At 65.9% G+C, this 15378-nt stretch carries 12 protein-coding genes; 4 read left to right on the top strand and 8 right to left on the bottom strand.

The window, feature by feature from the left end; translation table 11 throughout:
- The first annotated feature begins 46 nt into the window (after positions 1-46).
- Genes QM572_RS00890 through QM572_RS00880 form a run of 3 tightly spaced genes read left to right on the top strand, consistent with a single transcriptional unit; the run spans position 47 to position 2858 of the window.
- A complete protein-coding gene (locus QM572_RS00890) occupies positions 47-1099 on the top strand; it encodes an amidohydrolase family protein (RefSeq protein ID WP_415089034.1) in 1053 nt (350 codons plus the stop codon).
- Complete coding sequence (locus QM572_RS00885) at positions 1099-2160, top strand: amidohydrolase family protein (RefSeq protein WP_415089032.1); 1062 nt, start codon at positions 1099-1101, stop codon at positions 2158-2160. The genes QM572_RS00890 and QM572_RS00885 overlap by 1 nt, the downstream gene beginning before the upstream one ends.
- A 53-nt stretch (positions 2161-2213) precedes the next feature.
- Positions 2214-2858: a TetR/AcrR family transcriptional regulator gene (locus QM572_RS00880; RefSeq protein WP_415089030.1), complete on the top strand. Its 645-nt coding sequence runs from the start codon at positions 2214-2216 to the stop codon at positions 2856-2858.
- Between the two features lies 1 nt (position 2859).
- Here QM572_RS00880 and QM572_RS00875 read toward each other — a convergent pair whose 3' ends face one another.
- From QM572_RS00875 to QM572_RS00840, 8 genes are all read right to left on the bottom strand, one after another.
- The gene (locus QM572_RS00875; protein WP_415089028.1) at positions 2860-3810 is read right to left on the bottom strand and encodes a patatin-like phospholipase family protein; all 951 of its coding nucleotides are present in this window, start codon (positions 3808-3810) and stop codon (positions 2860-2862) included.
- On the bottom strand, positions 3807-4844 hold the full coding sequence (gene dmpG / locus QM572_RS00870; RefSeq protein ID WP_415089026.1) for a 4-hydroxy-2-oxovalerate aldolase: 1038 nt from the start codon (positions 4842-4844) through the stop codon (positions 3807-3809). Before dmpG ends, QM572_RS00875 begins: the two co-directional genes overlap by 4 nt.
- Complete coding sequence (locus tag QM572_RS00865; protein WP_415089024.1) at positions 4841-5785, bottom strand: acetaldehyde dehydrogenase (acetylating); 945 nt, start codon at positions 5783-5785, stop codon at positions 4841-4843. Before QM572_RS00865 ends, dmpG begins: the two co-directional genes overlap by 4 nt.
- A 123-nt stretch (positions 5786-5908) precedes the next feature.
- On the bottom strand, positions 5909-6721 hold the full coding sequence (locus QM572_RS00860) for a 2-keto-4-pentenoate hydratase (RefSeq protein WP_415089022.1): 813 nt from the start codon (positions 6719-6721) through the stop codon (positions 5909-5911).
- Positions 6718-7749 (bottom strand): amidohydrolase family protein, encoded by a 1032-nt coding sequence (locus QM572_RS00855; protein WP_415089020.1) that lies wholly within the window; start codon positions 7747-7749, stop codon positions 6718-6720. Before QM572_RS00855 ends, QM572_RS00860 begins: the two co-directional genes overlap by 4 nt.
- Positions 7746-9431: a bifunctional 3-(3-hydroxy-phenyl)propionate/3-hydroxycinnamic acid hydroxylase gene (locus QM572_RS00850; protein ID WP_415089018.1), complete on the bottom strand. Its 1686-nt coding sequence runs from the start codon at positions 9429-9431 to the stop codon at positions 7746-7748. Before QM572_RS00850 ends, QM572_RS00855 begins: the two co-directional genes overlap by 4 nt.
- The gene (locus tag QM572_RS00845; RefSeq protein ID WP_415089016.1) at positions 9428-10441 is read right to left on the bottom strand and encodes a VOC family protein; all 1014 of its coding nucleotides are present in this window, start codon (positions 10439-10441) and stop codon (positions 9428-9430) included. The genes QM572_RS00850 and QM572_RS00845 overlap by 4 nt, the downstream gene beginning before the upstream one ends.
- On the bottom strand, positions 10438-11340 hold the full coding sequence (locus tag QM572_RS00840; RefSeq protein ID WP_415089014.1) for an alpha/beta fold hydrolase: 903 nt from the start codon (positions 11338-11340) through the stop codon (positions 10438-10440). The genes QM572_RS00845 and QM572_RS00840 overlap by 4 nt, the downstream gene beginning before the upstream one ends.
- Positions 11341-11550: 210 nt before the next feature.
- Here QM572_RS00840 and mobF point away from each other — a divergent pair, with 210 nt between their 5' ends.
- Positions 11551-15108, top strand: a complete 3558-nt coding sequence (mobF, locus tag QM572_RS00835) for a MobF family relaxase (protein WP_415089012.1) — start codon at positions 11551-11553, stop codon at positions 15106-15108.
- Positions 15109-15378 lie beyond the last annotated feature (270 nt).

The following is a 15378-nucleotide window of genomic DNA, read 5'->3' as shown; positions in this document are numbered from 1 at the left end:
CGTAACGAACTGATGGCTTCATCGTTTCAGAGGTAACGATCAGAACGTGACTCACGTCACGGGCGAAGGGAGGATCGTGAGCCTCGCACTTCCGGACGCACCTTTCAGGGTGGACGTCCACTGCCACCACATCCCGGACTTCTACCGCCTCGCGCTCTCCGAGCACGGCATCGTCACGGCCGGTGGCATCCCGATACCGGTATGGACGCCCGAGTACGCGGTTGCGTTCATGACCGAGTACGGCATCCAGAGCCAAGTTGTCTCCATCTCCGAGCCAGGCGTCTACTTCCTGCCGACCGAGACGGAGCGTCGTGACCTGGCCCAGCGGATCAACGACTACACCAAAGACGCGCTCATCGACGGCAGTCTGGCGTTAGCCGACCGCTTTGGTGGTTTCGCAGTACTTCCGCTCGGGCCGGATCTGTCCGCGGTCGACGTGACCAACGCGTGCGCAGAAGCGCGCAGGACGATCACCAAGCTCGGGATGGACGGCGTCGGCCTGTTCTCCTCCTATGACGGCAACTACCTAGGTGATCCGCGGCTGGACCCGCTCATGAAGGTTCTCAACGACCTCGGAGCCTTCGTGTTCATACACCCCGTCACACCCGCCGCCTATCCCGATCTCATCCTTCCCACCTTCCTCTACGAGTTTCCGTTCGATACCACCCGAGCCGTGGTCTCAATGGCGTACGCCAAGATCTTCAGCCGCTTCCCGCGCATCCGATGGCTCATCGCCCACGCCGGCGGCACGATCCCGTTCATCGGGGAACGGGCGAGGACGTTCGCCGCAACGGCCGGCCTGGCGCGGGGCCGCGGTGAACGCTCAACCATCGAAAAGAACTTCAACTTCAGTCGGCTCTTCTATGACACGGCACTCTCGCCAGCGCCCTCGGCTATGAAAGCCGTCCTCGCGACAGCTCCTCGTTCCCACATCATGTTCGCAACCGACTGGCCCTTCGCCGGGCCTGTCTTCGTGGTCCCGGGCGACCCTGCGCCCCAACTCTCCGAGACCTTCACCGACGCCCAGCGCCGCGAGGTCGAACGAACCAACGCCCTTGACCAGCTTCCACGGCTGGCCGCGCGTCTAGGAGTCTCCTGATGAGGCAGCTCGAGCTTTCGCGGCGGGCGCTTCTGGCTGGCACTGCCGCAGGGGGACTTGTCGCGGCGCTCCCGGGAATCGCCGAAGCAGCGGCAGTCGGCGCCCCGATCGACATTCATGCGCACGCGCTCCCGCACTTCTACGTCGATGCTCTCCGCCGAGCGGGCCTCCATCGCGTCTCAGGGCTGCCCACTCCGAAGTGGTCGCCTCGGACCGCAGTCGCGTTCATGAACCGGCATGGGATCGGACAGCAGGTGCTCTCCGTTCCCGACCCTGCAGTCAGCTACTTGCGCACGGCCTCAGCGCGCGTCGCCTTGGCCGAGCGCCTGAACGACTACCTGCACCAGATCACCGCGAGTCGCCATTCGGCGACCCGCGGACGGTTCCGTGCCTTCGCCGTTCTGCCGATCGCGAGCACCTCCGATGCCAATGCGGCCCTGGCTGAGGCGCGGCGGTCGCTCGGGCTCGGACTGGACGGAGTGTCTCTGCTGAGCAACTACGGAGACGCCTACCTGGGCGACCCGGGATTCGCCCCGCTGCTCGGCGGGCTGAACGAACTCAAGGCCGTCGTCTTCGTCCACGGGAACGTCGCCGGGACTCACCCGGCCCGGGCGGGCCACGCCGTCGTTCTTGAGGGGCCGTTCAACACAACCCGAACGATCGTGCAGCTGTCCTACCTCCAAGCGTTCACCCTGTACCCCAACATCACCTGGATCTTCGGCGACGGCGGCGGGGTGCTGCCGTATCTCGCCTACCGAACCTCACTCCTGGAGTTGTATCCGGCGATCGCGCAGAACCTTGGCTTGAACAACTTGGACAACGCCAACTTCGACTACGGCAAGCAGCACTTCGACACCGCATGGGCTTCCTCGCCCGCCGCGCTGAGGTCCCTCACCGAGGTCGCCGGGGCCGACAGCATCCTCTTCGGAAGTGACTGGCCGCTCAGCGCACCCTCGATGCCGCGACGAGGATTTCCTCAGCCGACGATTGCCCGCATCTTCTCATCTGGCGAGCGTCGTGCCATCAGAGGAGGAAACGCTCTACGACTCCTGGGCACCTAGCGCCTCCTGATATGGCATCATTGCTGATGAAGTCGTCAGGAATGAGGTCCATCATGGGAACCGAGCCCGAGGCAGCGAGATCGCGTCTAGATCGCAGGAAGGCCCGTACTCGCGGCGCGCTGGTCTCGGCCGCCCGAACCTTCCTCGCCCAAGGGACGACCAGCGTCAGCATCCAAGAGATCACCGACGCCGCCGACGTAGGTTTCGGCAGCTTCTATAACCATTTCGCGACGAAGGACGAGCTGTTCGAGGAGGCTGTCGAGGTCACCCTCGACGAGTGGGGCCAGCTCAGGGACGCAGCCGTGGAGGGACTTGAGGACCCGGCGGAGATCTTTGCGCGCAGTTTCCGGATGGCCGGTCGGATGCAGCGACTCATGCCGGAGCAGGTCAAGGTCATGCTCAACGCCGGAGCGGCGATTCTCGTCAATGAGCGAGGCATCCGGCCGCGCGCGTTGGCCGACCTGCGGCGCGGCATAGAGCTGGGACGGTTCACGATGCCTGACGCAGAGACGGCAGTGATGCTTGCGGGCGGCGTGCTGCTGGCCCTGATGGAGTTGTTGGAGTCGGATCCGAACTCTGATGACGCTGCGGTTTCGGACTTCTTCGCTGAGCGACTTCTGATCAGCCTCGGCGTGGAGCCCCACGAAGCGCGTCAGATCTGTGGAAGTCCTCTCCCTGGCGTGCCGCAGCTGGCTTGACTCAGCGGGTCACCAGTCCTGCCAAAGAGGCGTGCGCTCGGACTCGAGCCTGCGCGAGGGCTTGTCGAAGCACGTCTTGGTCACGCTCCAGACGCGACGGGATCGTGTCGCCAGCGCTTGGGCTGAGCACCAACGTTCGTGCGTGAGGGTGCTCGTCACTGTGGGATAGTGCAGCGTTACTCAGGTAGGCAGCCGGCCGACCGCGGTAGGCAACGCCGAGGGCCGGGTTGTGGCGGTGGAGGTATCGCTCGACCAGCCCGTCCATCGGTGTCCTTCTAGGCGAAGTGGCGGGAGGCCGAGTCGCCAGCACCAAGACGTGCGTGGCGCCCAGGCCGGTCGCAGCTGCTACAGGAATCGGGTCGACGAGCCCGCCGTCGAGCCAACGGTCGCCACGTAGTGACACTGGTGCTCCGCCGACCAGAGGTAGCAGGCCGGAGGCCGCGAGTGATCCCAGGAAGTCGTCTTCATCATTGAAGTCCGTATGCGGGACCGCCTTCCCGGTACTGATGGAGGTAGCGACGAAAGCGATGGGGAAGTCGTAGCGATGGTCTGTGAGGCTGACCCCGAAGGCGTTCGAGGTGTGGTCGATCAGCCGATCCATGCGCACGACCGGCCGGTTGAGCAGCATTCGCCGCGAGTCAATGAAGTACCGGCTACTGAACGTGTCGACGTAAGCATCAGCGAAGGCCGCGATCTGACCTGCACGAAGCGCGGCGGCGTTGACCGCGCCCGCCGAGGTGCCCACCACCAAGTCGAAGGCGTCGATGAGACCGAGTTCCTCAACGACGGCCGCCATGCCGGCTGAGATCACGCCCCGGAGACCACCGCCTTCGAGCGCCAACGCGATCGTGTGAGCGTCACTGCGATGGCCACGCTTGGAGCCTGTGACGGTGCGTTGACGCAGCGCGTCCGAGACGCTGACCGAAGAGCGGGAGCAAGTCTCAACTGTCATCGACATTCGCCGGCGCTGGAAGGCTGAGCGGCCTTGTCGAGCGCGATGTCGATGATCATGTCCTCTTGGCCGCCGACGAGTTTGCGGGCACCGACCTCGGTGAGGATTGAGCGTACGTCTACGCCGTACTGCGCTGACGCCCGTTCGGCGTGGCGCAGGAAGGAGGAGTAGACGCCCGCGTATCCGAGAGTGAGGGCTTCTCGGTCCACTCGTACCGGTCGGTCCATCAGGGGGCGGACGAGGTCGTCGGCAGCGTCTTCGAGTGCGAACAGGTCGGCGTTGTGCTGCCAGCCTTCCAAGTTCGCGACCGCCACGAATGGTTCGATCGGACAGTTCCCTGCACCGGCGCCAAGCCCTGCCAGGGATGCGTCGACGCGGGTGACACCGTTAGCGACGGCGACGACGCTGTTGGCCACCGAGAGAGACAGGTTCTCGTGCGCGTGGATGCCGATCTCGGTGGCCGGGTCAAGGACATGCCTGTAGGCGCGAACGCGGTCGACGACCCCGCGCATCGTCAGGTGACCGCCGGAGTCGGTGACATAGACACAGTGAGCGCCGTAGGACTCCATCAGCCTGGCCTGTTGCGCGAGGTCTGCAGGGTCCGCCATGTGGCTCATCATCAGGAACCCGGAGACGTCCATGCCGAGTTCGCGGGCGTAGGCGATGTGCTGGGCGGCGACGTCGGCTTCGGTGCAGTGGGTGGCGACTCGGATCGAGCGCACGCCGATGTCGTAGGCGCGTTTGAGCTCGTGGGTAGTGCCGATGCCGGGCAAGATGAGCGTGGTCAGCCGGGCGTTGGTGATGCTGTCGGCGGCGGCTTCGAGCCAGTCCCAGTCGGTGTGGCTGCCGGGACCGTAGTTGAGGCTGCCTCCGGCGAGACCGTCGCCGTGGGCGACCTCCAGGGCGTCGACGCCGGCTGCGTCGAGGGCGGCGACGATGCGGCGTACGTCGTCGGTTGAGACTCGGTGGCGCAGGGCGTGCATCCCGTCGCGGAGGGTGACGTCTTGAAGGAAGACAGTGGTGCCGATGCTCATGCGTGCGGCTCCTTGGTACGTGCGGCGACGGACTCAGCGACCCGCAGTGCGGCCGAGGTCATGATGTCGAGGTTGCCTGCATAGGCGGGGAGGTAGTGTGCGGCGCCTTCGACTTCGAGGAACACGGTGACCTGGTGGGTCACCGGGTCCGTCCAGCCGTCCGGCAGCAGGGTGTGGATGGGTTCGTCCGGTTCGAGCTTGCGGAACTGGACTTCCTGCTTGAGTCGATAGCCGGGCACGTATGCGGCTACGCGCTCCACCATCTCGGCGACCGACTGCCGGATCGCGTCGTGGTCGGCGTCGCCGACGAGCGCGAGAACGGTGTCGCGCATGATGAGCGGTGGCTCGGCGGGGTTGAGGATGATGATGGCCTTGCCGCGTGCTGCGCCGCCGACCTTCTCGATGGCGGCCGAGGTGGTCTCGGTGAACTCGTCGATGTTCGCCCGCGTTCCCGGACCGGCGGACCGTGAGGCGATGGAGGCGACGATCTCGGCGTACGGCACCGGCGTCACAGAACGGATTGCCGCGACGACGGGGATCGTGGCCTGGCCGCCGCAGGTGACCATGTTGACGTTGTCTGCATCGAGGTGCTGATCGAGGTTGACCGGCGGCACGACATAGGGACCGATCGCGGCGGGGGTCAGGTCGATCAGTCGCTTCCCGTACGGTGCGAGCTTGGCCGCGTTGGCCTCGTGAGCCTTGGCCGAGGTGGCGTCGAAGACAATCTCGATGTCCGCGAAGTCGGGAGAGGCGATGAGGCCGTCCACGCCGGTGTCGATCGCTGCGACGTCATGACGTCGGGCACGAGCCAGTCCGTCCGAGGCCGGGTCGATCCCGACCATCGCGGCCATCTCCAAAGTGGATGAGAGGCGTAAGACCTTGAACATGAGATCGGTGCCGATGTTGCCCGACCCGATGACGGCGACCTTGATGCGGGTCATGGAAGGTTCTCCTTCAGAACGATGACGGGGACGACTTCCTCGTCGCTGTGGCCGGTAATGGACGCGCAGTGGAGCTGCCCGGCGCGGCTGCTACCCACGGCTGGGAGCTCGTGGTCCACACAGTTACTGCCCCGCCTCGGAGAACGTCGCGGTAACTGTTCCCAAGCCAGAGATGTCGGCAGACACGACATCGCCGGGATACACCGATGCCATCGGCCCGAGCGCACCCGACAACACCAGGTCGCCAGCCCGCAGCGGGTTCCCGACCTCCTGCGCCTTGCGTGCGAGCCACAGCAGAGCTAGCAGCGGATCTCCAAGACAGGCCGACCCATCGCCGGTGGAGGCCACCTCGTTGTTGACGCGCATCGTCATCGTCACGTCTCGGGGTTTGATGTGGTCCAAGGTGACGTGGTCGTTGCCGACCACGAACAGGCCGCTGGACCCGTTGTCGGCGATGGTGTCGGTGATGGTGATGTCCCAGTCGTCGATGCGACTATCGACAATCTCCAGAGCCGCGACGGCATAGGCGACTGCGTTGCGGACGCGGGCGTACGCATCCAGGCTCCTCAGGTCGACGTCCAGTCCGTTCCTGAGGCCGAAGGCCACCTCGGCTTCGACCTTGGGTTGCAGAAGTGTGGACGTGGAGATGGTCGAGCCCGACCTGTATTCCATATCGGCGAACAGGACGCCGAAGTCTGGTTGGTCGACACCGAGCTGCTTCTGCACTGCCGGGGAGGTCAGCCCAATCTTGCGGCCGACGATCCGTCCGCCGCGTGCCACCCGGAGGTCGGTGAGCTCGGCCTGCACCGCGTAGGCGACGGCGAGATCGCTGTCCCCAATTAGGTCGCGGACCGGGGCGCACGGCCTGATCTCGACGGCGGCGCGGTCGAGTCGCTGGACGGCCGCTGACGTGCTGGGCACGGCCGGGGCGCTCATCTTGTCCTCCGGCCGAATCGGCGCTTGGTACGGACCGGGGCGGCGGCGGCCGTTCCGCTGGTGGCAAGTCGGGGAAAGAGCTGCTCGGCATTGCTTCTGTCGATGCCGGAGCGCAGGGCGGGGTCGAGCGGGTAGTCCTCGTACTCGGCGTTGATGAATCCCACGGCCCGGTCGGGCATGAACGGGTAGTCGCTGCCGTAGACGACCTTGGTCGGATCGGCTGTGGCCAGCAAACTGGGCAGCGCTGCGGGTGTGGCCGAGATGGCGGTGTCGAACCAGAACCGTCGCAGCGTCTCATCCAGGCGCTCACGAACGGCTGCCTTACGTCGGACCAGTGCGGCAGCCTGGCTCAACTTGGACTCCTCGCGCAGTTGGGTGAGCAGGACCCGATATGCGATGTAGGGCAGCATCCCGCCCGCGTGGGCGAGGATGAACTTGATGTTCGGGTAGCGGTCAAGCGCGCCGGTGAGGATCAGCCCGATCGCGGCGCGAGTGGTGTCGAGCAGAAAGTCGGCCGTGAACGTCGGGATGCCCTCCACCGGCTCGGCGGGGAGCTCGCCCGGATGGACGAAGACGACGGCACCTCGTTCGTTGAGCAACGCCAGCAGCGGCTCGTTGCGCTTGTCATGGAGGTAGACGCCATCGGAGTTGGCGAGCAACACGACGCCGTCAGCGCCCGCGTCGAGCGTGCGCTGGGCCTCGCGGACCGCGCCGTCGACGTCGGGCAAGGTGAGTGTCGCGAAATAGCCGAACCGTGCGGGGTCATCAGCAACGAGGCCGGCGGTGTAGTCGTTCACCTCGCGTGCCAGGCGGCGCGCTTCGTCGGCGCTTCCGAACCAGACGCCCGGTGTGGACAGCGAGAGGATGGCGGTCGCGACCCCTGCCTGATCCATCAGCTTCGCCGCCGACCTCGGGCTCCACTGGGGCACCTCGATGCCGCCGGGCATCAGATGACGCGAGCGCAGCAAGTCCCCGTACGCCGGTGGGACCACATGGTGATGAACGTCAATGCGTCGTGGGCTGCTCACTGCGAAAGTCCCATCTGGCTGGTCAACGCCGTATCCAACACCTGCGGGTCGCGGGAGGCGCCGAAGACGAACTTGTCGGGACGAAGCACCACCAGCGAGCCAGGCTTGATCCCGGCGCGGCGTAGCCAGCCGGTTAGCTCGCCCGTCGTGTCCTCGAGGTCGATGAGTCCAATGCGGCGGCGCCCGTCGCCGACGGTTCCCTGTGGGCGCGATCCTGGTGCAAAGAGGGTCGTGTAGGTGGCATCGACGCGTTGCCATAGGGCCGTGTCGATCAGGTCGCGTGGGTCGACCTCGACGCCGATGACGGTCCAGCCGATCCCGACTGCGTCATCGAACCGGATGAGTCGTCCGTCGTAGCGGCGGACCTCGGGCTGGGGAAACAAGGTGCCCTCGACGCCGCGGTGACTGCGGGCAAGGCCGAGGTAGGCGCTCTTCTTGAACACCGGCTTCGGCTTCATCCCTGCGCGCCGGACCCAGGCGCCCAGGGCCGGAGTGCGCAGCGCGGCCCACATCCCGAGGTCACGAGCCTTGGCCGCACGCGGGTCATGGATCGAGACGAGTGACTTGTTGAAGACCGAGAGGTCGATCATCGCCTTCGCATGCGGAAAACGCTCGGTCTGGTAGGTGTCGAGGATGTCGAGCGATGCCCCGTGTTGCAGGATCGCCTGGATCTTCCACGAGAGGTTGTCGGCATCGCGCACGCCGGCGTTCATGCCCTGGCCGATGAACTGGGGTGTCATATGGGCCGCGTCGCCCGCCAACAGCACCCGGCCATCGCGCCAGCGGTCGGCCAGCACAGCGTTGAAGGTGTAGACAAGTTGGCGCAGCACCTCGACTTCGTCGGGGTTCACGTAGCGCCCGATCAGCGACCGGACGGTGGCGTCGTCCTCGAAGTGGGCTTTGTCGTCCTCGTCGCTCAGCGCGAACTCGAAACGGTGATGGCCACCGGGTTGGGGGCAGCTGACGGTCGGCATGGTCGGGCTGCACACGAAGTCGAAGTAGGGCAGGTGCCGGAAGGCGTCGATCAGGCCGCCGCCGGGTGCGTCCTTGGCCTTAAGGTCGACCACGAGCCACCTCTCGGGGTAGCTCTTGCCTCTCATCTCGATCCCGAGCTGGGTGCGTACGACGCTGCGGCCACCGTCGGCGCCGATGAGGAATGACGCGCGCACGCTCTCTGCTGTGGCCTCGTCCAGGGTGTTCTCGCGCTTGCCGTAGTCAGAACCAGTCGCGGCGGCGTGGACGACATCGACCCCGTCGTCGTCCTGAGTGAACTTGACGACTTCGCGGGCGCGCCTGATCTCGACGTTCGGGTAGCGGTCGAGTAGGTCGGCCATCCTCGTCTCCAGGAAGGGCTGGTAGAGGAAGTTGGTGATCGGCCACCACAGGGGGCGCTCATGGTTGCGGAACTGCGTCAGGATGCTCCCGTCCTCGCGCACCCACTGGACGATCGAATCGACGTTCATGTCGGCGTGGATCTCGTCGGCCACCCCGGCGGTCTGGAAGACCCGGAGCGCTTCGTCGTCGGTGTAGACCGCGCGGGCGAGACCGTAGAACTCTGGCTCCCGCTCAAAGATGAGGACGCGCATTCCTCGACGACCGAGGAGATGAGCCAAGGTAAGGCCGGTTGGGCCGAGACCGGCCACGACAACGTCGTAGGTGTCCTGGGTGTAGGTGGTGTTCATCGGGATGCCTCGCTGAGCTCGGGGACGGTCGTCTCGCGTGAACGGAAATGGCGGACTGACTGCTGGAACTGGCCCATCAGGGTCGCGGCGGCGTTGCCCTGTGGGGTGTGGCCCCAGATCGAGATCCCCTTATAGGTGGTGGGCTCCCAGGTCGACTCCAGCTCGGGGGTGATACGTACGGGGTTCCAACCGACCTCCAGCTCGAAGCCCGAAGGCGTGACGCTGTAGTAGGACAGTTCGCGGTCGTTGGTGTGCTGGCCGACGCTCCAGGCCATGTGGAACCCGAGTTCCTTGACGCGCTGGAAGGAGGCGAGCATGTCCTCCAAGGTCGCTACCTCGATGTTCATGTGCTGGATCGTGGTGCGGATCGGCTGGATCGGGACGCCGCGCAGGTTGGCGATCGCGATCGAGTGGTGTCGCTCGTTGACCCGCAGGAACTTGATCTTCAAGGTCAGGCCGTTGATGTTCTCGTCGATGAAATCGGTAATCCGAGCGTCGAAGACGGTGTTGAAGTAGTTGCGAAGCTGCTGTGGCTTGACGGTGGTGATTGCCAAGTGCCCCATCCCGGACTCACCGGTGACGAACGCTGTATTGAGCATCCGCAACGGCGAGGGTGTCGTCCACGCGGTGGTGAACACCTCGGTAGCGATGCCCTTAGGTCCGGGGAATCGCCACAGCCGCTCAACCCCGCGCAGGGCACACTCCTCGGCGCTTCCCTCGGTGATCGGCACACCCCGGTCGGCGACTCGGCGCAGAATCTCATCAAACGTCTGGTGGTCATCGACCTGCCAGCCGGCTGCGATTAGATCCTCGCGGGGTCCGTTCTGGATCAGGAACCGGCACTCGTGATCGTCGAGGCGGAACCGGAGCGTCTCGCGGTCGAGCTCGTCGACGTGGAGGCCGATGGCGTCGGCGCCGAAGCGATGCCATTCGTTGTGCTTGCGGGACTCGACCACGACGTAGCCGAGATGAACTGCACCGAAGACCTCAGTGCTCGACGGGGCGCTCATGCGTCGCCTCGGGTGAGGAAGTCGATCGTGAGCTGGTTGAACAGCTCAGCCTGCTCCCACTGCACCCAGTGGCCCGTCTGCGCGATCATGTAAAGATCGCAGGTCGGGATCGCCTCATAGAGCGCCTGACCGCCCGAAGGTCTGTTCACCCTGTCCTCGGCACCCCACAGCACCAGCGTCGGGGCCTTGAGCTTGTGGAGCCGCTTGTCGCGGGTGAAGTCCATCTTCAGCAACGTCCGAAGCGCTGTCGGTCCCGAGGGCCGACGAAGAGGCGGATTGGCCACCACTTCTGGGTCGATGCTGGCTTCGTAGCGCCGCTGGATCAGCTCGGCGGGCACCGAGTCCCCGTCGTAGACCAAGTAGTCCCGGACAAACCGGTCGAGCTTGTCGTACGACGGCCCGTCGCCGCCGTAGTAGTCCAGCAGTGCGTTCAAGCCCTTCGTGGGCAGGCCCCTGGTCGTCCCGACCCCGCCGGGTCCCATCAGCACGAGCCGGTCTACCTTGTCCGGTCGATCCAGCGCACACCGGAGAGCCGCCGCGCCGCCGTACGAGTTCCCGACCAGATGTGCTTTCTCGATGTCGAGAGCATCCAGAAGGCCACGTACGAACATCCCTAGGTCGCCGAACGGGTCGGCGCGGTCGACGCCCTTGGTCGAGCGTCCATAGCCCGGCATGTCGGGCACGATCACCCGGAAGTGTGCAGCCAGCGGCGCGACGTTCCGGCTGAAGTTCGACAGGCCAGAAGCTCCGGCGCCGCCGCCATGCAACAGCACCACGGCGGGACCAGTCCCCACTTCGGCCAGAAAGATTTCGCGAGCGCCTACGCGTACGAACCTTTCCTCGACGCCGGTCGTGCTCGTATCTGTAGCCATGTTTCCTCCGATGAGTGATGAAATCATCAGAAACGACTTTAGCATCATTTGGTGATGACGATCACCCGACCCCTCAGGAGCGTCGATCTTCGGTTATCGCAGGGGGCGGCTACACGCGTTCTGCCTTGGGCACCGTCCTCCGTATAAACGTCGCCCGACGTCGTGCGCGGCTCCATGCTCCGCGCCGATCAGGTCCGAGTGCCTGCTAAACGTCTGGCAGATCGAGGGGGCTTCAGTGTGCACCTGAGCTTCGTGACGGTTTCGATGCGCGTGATGAGCGCCGGAGATGGCTACGAGTACTTGCTGCGCTCAGTCGTGGCCGGGGACGGGAACCGCTCACTCTCGACGCCGCTGACCCGGTACTACGAAGAGGCAGGAACCCCTCCCGGCTACTGGCTCGGCACAGGCATTCACGTCTTCGGCGACGGCCAACTGACGCGCGGCGCGACGGTTGAGGAGGACCAACTCGCGTTGCTGCTGGGCCACGGCCGCGACCCGATCACGGGGGACCAGTTGGGCCGGGCGTTCCCGAAGTACCAGTCCATCGGCGAGCGGATCACCGCGCGAGTCGGCGAACTCGATGCCGGACTCACTGCCGAGCAACGCGACATCGAGGTCGCCGGGATCGAGGCTGAGGAGGCTGAGAGGGGGAGTGGCAAGCGTCGTGCCGTAGCGGGCTACGACTTCACGTTCTCGGTTCCGAAGTCGGTCTCGGTGCTGTGGGGCGTCGCAGACGCGGGCACACAGGAGATGCTGGTCGCGGCCCACCACGCCGCCATAGAAGGGGTGGTCGCGCTGTTGGAGCGCGAGGTTGCCGCCACTCGCGCAGGTGTTGCGGCCCATGACGGGGCGGTTGCACAGGTCGCCGTGGCGGGTATCGCGGCGACGGCGTACGACCATTGGGACTCCCGCTGCGGTGACCCGCAACTGCACACTCATGTCGTCGTCAGCAACAAAGTGAAGACCCTGTTGGACAGCAAGTGGCGCAGCCTGGACAGCCGCCCGATGCACGCCGCTGTGGTTGCTCTCTCAGAGCACTACAACGCGGTGCTGGCCGACAGGCTCACAGGCACCTTTGGGGTCGGCTGGGAGCAGCGAGCCCGTGGCGAAGACCGCAATCCATCTTGGGAGATCGTCGGGGTTCCTGACCGGCTCGTTACCGAGTTCTCCGCGCGCGGCCGAGCCATCGAGATCGAGAAGGAACGTCGCATCGCGGAGTACGTCGCCCGCTACGGACGACAACCCTCACGCACCACCGTCATCAAGCTCCGCGCGCAAGCCACACTCGCCACCCGCCCTGAGAAGCACGTCCATTCGCTCGCCGACCTAACGGCATCGTGGCGCACCCGCGCCGCCCGGCTACTCGATGAGGACCCGACGCAATGGGCACGCAACCTCACCACCGGGCCACCGGCACAGGTGTTGCGTGCCGGCGACGTGCCGCTCGACCTGATCGGCGACGTCGGCGCGCGAGTGCTCGCCAATGTCAGCGAGAAGCGCGCCACTTGGCGGCACTGGAACCTCTGGGCAGAAGCCGCGCGGCAGACGACGGGCTGGCGGTTCGCCACCATAGAGGACCGAGAGGCCATCACCGCGATGATTGTCGAGGCAGCCGAGGGGCGCTCCATCGCTCTGACCCCGAGCGAAGTCGCGCTCAGCCCGACCGAGTTCCGCCGTGACGACGGCACGAGCGTCTTCCGTCCCCGGCACTCGGTCGTCTACTCCTCGCTGGAAACCCTCGCTGCCGAGGGCCGGCTGCTCGACCTGGCCTGCGACCGCACGGCAGCCGTGGTGCCGGCCAAGGTCGTCCGCGCGGTCGCTGCCCTTCCCGTCCACGCTCAACAGCTCAGTGACCAGCAAGCAGCAGCACTGAACGCTATCGCCACCTCCGGGCGTCGGATCGACCTGCTCGTCGGCCCGGCGGGAGCGGGCAAGACCACCGCCATGCGAGCCCTGCGGTCGGCGTGGAGCATCGAGCACGACACCAACAGCGTCGTCGGACTCGCCCCGTCAGCCGCCGCCGCGCAGGTGCTCGCCGACGACATCGGCATCGCGTGTGAGAACACCGCCAAATGGCTGCACGAGTACGACCAGGGACGGGCAGGGTTCGCCAAGGACCAGCTCGTCATCGTGGACGAAGCCAGCCTCGCCAGCACCCAGACCCTTGACCGACTCGCCGCCATCGCAACCTCCGCCGGGGCGAAGCTGCTACTGGTCGGCGATTGGGCTCAGTTGCAGTCCGTGGACGCCGGCGGAGCATTCGCCCTGCTCGCATCCGCCCGCGACGACACCCCAGAACTGCGCGACATCCACCGCTTCACCCACGAATGGGAGAAGACCGCCTCCCTCGACCTCCGCGACGGCAACGTCGAAGCAATCGGCATCTACGCCAGCGAGAAGCGACTCCGCGAAGGCACGACCGACGAGATGATCGACGCCGCTTACCTTGCCTGGCGCGCCGACGCCCAAGCAGGACTCGCCAGCGTTCTCGTCACCGACTCCAGCGAAGCCGTCGCAGCACTCAACGCCCGTGCGCGAGCCGAGCGCATCCTGGATGGCGACACCGACGCCACCCGCGACGCGGTCCTTGCCGACGGGGCCCGAGCCTCCGTCGGCGATCTCGTCATCACCCGCCACAACGACCGCCGACTCCGCTCACTGCGAGGTGGCTGGGTTCGCAACGGCGACCGCTGGAAGATCACCGACGTCCGAGACGACGGCACCCTCGTCGTACGCCGCCAAGGACTCCGCTGGTCAGCCACCGTCGCCCTGCCGGCCGACTATGCGGCCGAGCACGTCGACCTCGGCTACGCCATCACCGCCCACCGCGCCCAAGGCATCACCGTCGACACAGCCCACGTCGTCGTCTCGGCCTCCACAACGCGGGAGAACCTGTACGTCTCCATGACCCGTGGCCGCGAATTGAACACCGCCTACGTCGCACTCGACAAGCCCGACGACAGCCACGCCGCGCCGCACCCCGACGACGTGAACGCCCGCACCGTTCTCTACGGCGTCCTCCAGCACTCTGGCGTCGAGCTGTCGGCCCACCAAATGATCGAAGCCGAGCACGAGCGCTGGACATCCATCTCCCAGATCGCAGCCGAGTACGAGACCATCGCCGCGACTGCACAGCGTGATCGCTGGGCCACTCTCCTGGATGCCAGCGCACTCACGCCGGAACAAGTCGAGGCGGTACTCGCCTCAGATGCATTCGGGCCACTCACCGCTGCCCTGCGGCGAGCCGAAGCCATCGGGCACGACGTCGACCAACTCCTCCCACGACTCGTCAGCCGCCGCAGCCTCGACGGTGCCGTCGACCTGGCCGCCGTACTCCAGCACCGCGTCGAGGCCAGTGCGAAGCAGCCGCCCGGCGGCCGACGCCGCAAGACTCCCAAGCTGATCGCCGGACTGATTCCCGAAGCACAAGGCGACATGAGAGCCGAGATGCGCACCGCACTCGACGAGCGCCACGACCTCCTCGAGACCCGCGCCATCGAACTTGCCGAGAACGCTCTCGCGGAGCGAGCGCCGTGGCTGAAGAAGGTCGGCCATCCGCCGACCGGCGCACACGAACGCCGGCGGTGGCTCCAGCAGATCGCCACCATCGCCGCCTACCGCAACCGCTACGGCATCACTTCTACCTCCATGCTCGGCGTACAACCGGAGAGCGAAGGAGAGCGTAACGACGCGAACCATGCCCGGGCCGCAGCAGTCCGGGCAGCGGACCTCGGGCGCCGCGGCGATCAGGCTACGCGGGGCAAGGCACCCGGTGTAGAAACGCCATCGATCTGAACCTGCGACACATGCCCGGCCATGATGCCTCAAACGACACGGCCCAACGCATACTCGACTTAAGTGAAGCGTAGATGTGCGATGGGCGCCCTCGGCACTTCGTCTCAGCTGACGCAGTCGACCCTAGCTCCGTGTGGCCGCCGGGGTGCAGGTCGGACTCATCGATGAAGCGAAGGAGAGCATCGATTTTGAGAGCCCGTCACTCTTTGGCGGAGCGGCACGTAACTTCGCGTACGGACGCTGCCGTCCCCAAAACATCATCCCTAGATG

The organism is Nocardioides sp., assembly GCF_047607365.1.
GTDB lineage: Bacteria > Actinomycetota > Actinomycetes > Propionibacteriales > Nocardioidaceae > Nocardioides.
The sequence above is the reverse complement of the archived record's forward strand: the minus strand, read 5'-3'. Positions and strand labels throughout refer to the sequence as shown.

Excerpts from the sequence above, each read along its gene's own strand:
- dmpG (WP_415089026.1), bottom strand. The coding sequence starts at position 4,844 with ATGAGCATCGGCACCACTGTCTTCCTTCAAGACGTCACCCTCCGCGAC.
- QM572_RS00885 (WP_415089032.1), top strand. The coding sequence starts at position 1,099 with ATGAGGCAGCTCGAGCTTTCGCGGCGGGCGCTTCTGGCTGGCACTGCC.
- QM572_RS00880 (WP_415089030.1), top strand. The coding sequence starts at position 2,214 with ATGGGAACCGAGCCCGAGGCAGCGAGATCGCGTCTAGATCGCAGGAAG.
- QM572_RS00850 (WP_415089018.1), bottom strand. The coding sequence starts at position 9,431 with ATGAACACCACCTACACCCAGGACACCTACGACGTTGTCGTGGCCGGT.
- QM572_RS00860 (WP_415089022.1), bottom strand. The coding sequence starts at position 6,721 with ATGAGCGCCCCGGCCGTGCCCAGCACGTCAGCGGCCGTCCAGCGACTC.
- QM572_RS00840 (WP_415089014.1), bottom strand. The coding sequence starts at position 11,340 with ATGATTTCATCACTCATCGGAGGAAACATGGCTACAGATACGAGCACG.
- QM572_RS00845 (WP_415089016.1), bottom strand. The coding sequence starts at position 10,441 with ATGAGCGCCCCGTCGAGCACTGAGGTCTTCGGTGCAGTTCATCTCGGC.
- QM572_RS00875 (WP_415089028.1), bottom strand. The coding sequence starts at position 3,810 with ATGACAGTTGAGACTTGCTCCCGCTCTTCGGTCAGCGTCTCGGACGCG.
- QM572_RS00865 (WP_415089024.1), bottom strand. The coding sequence starts at position 5,785 with ATGACCCGCATCAAGGTCGCCGTCATCGGGTCGGGCAACATCGGCACC.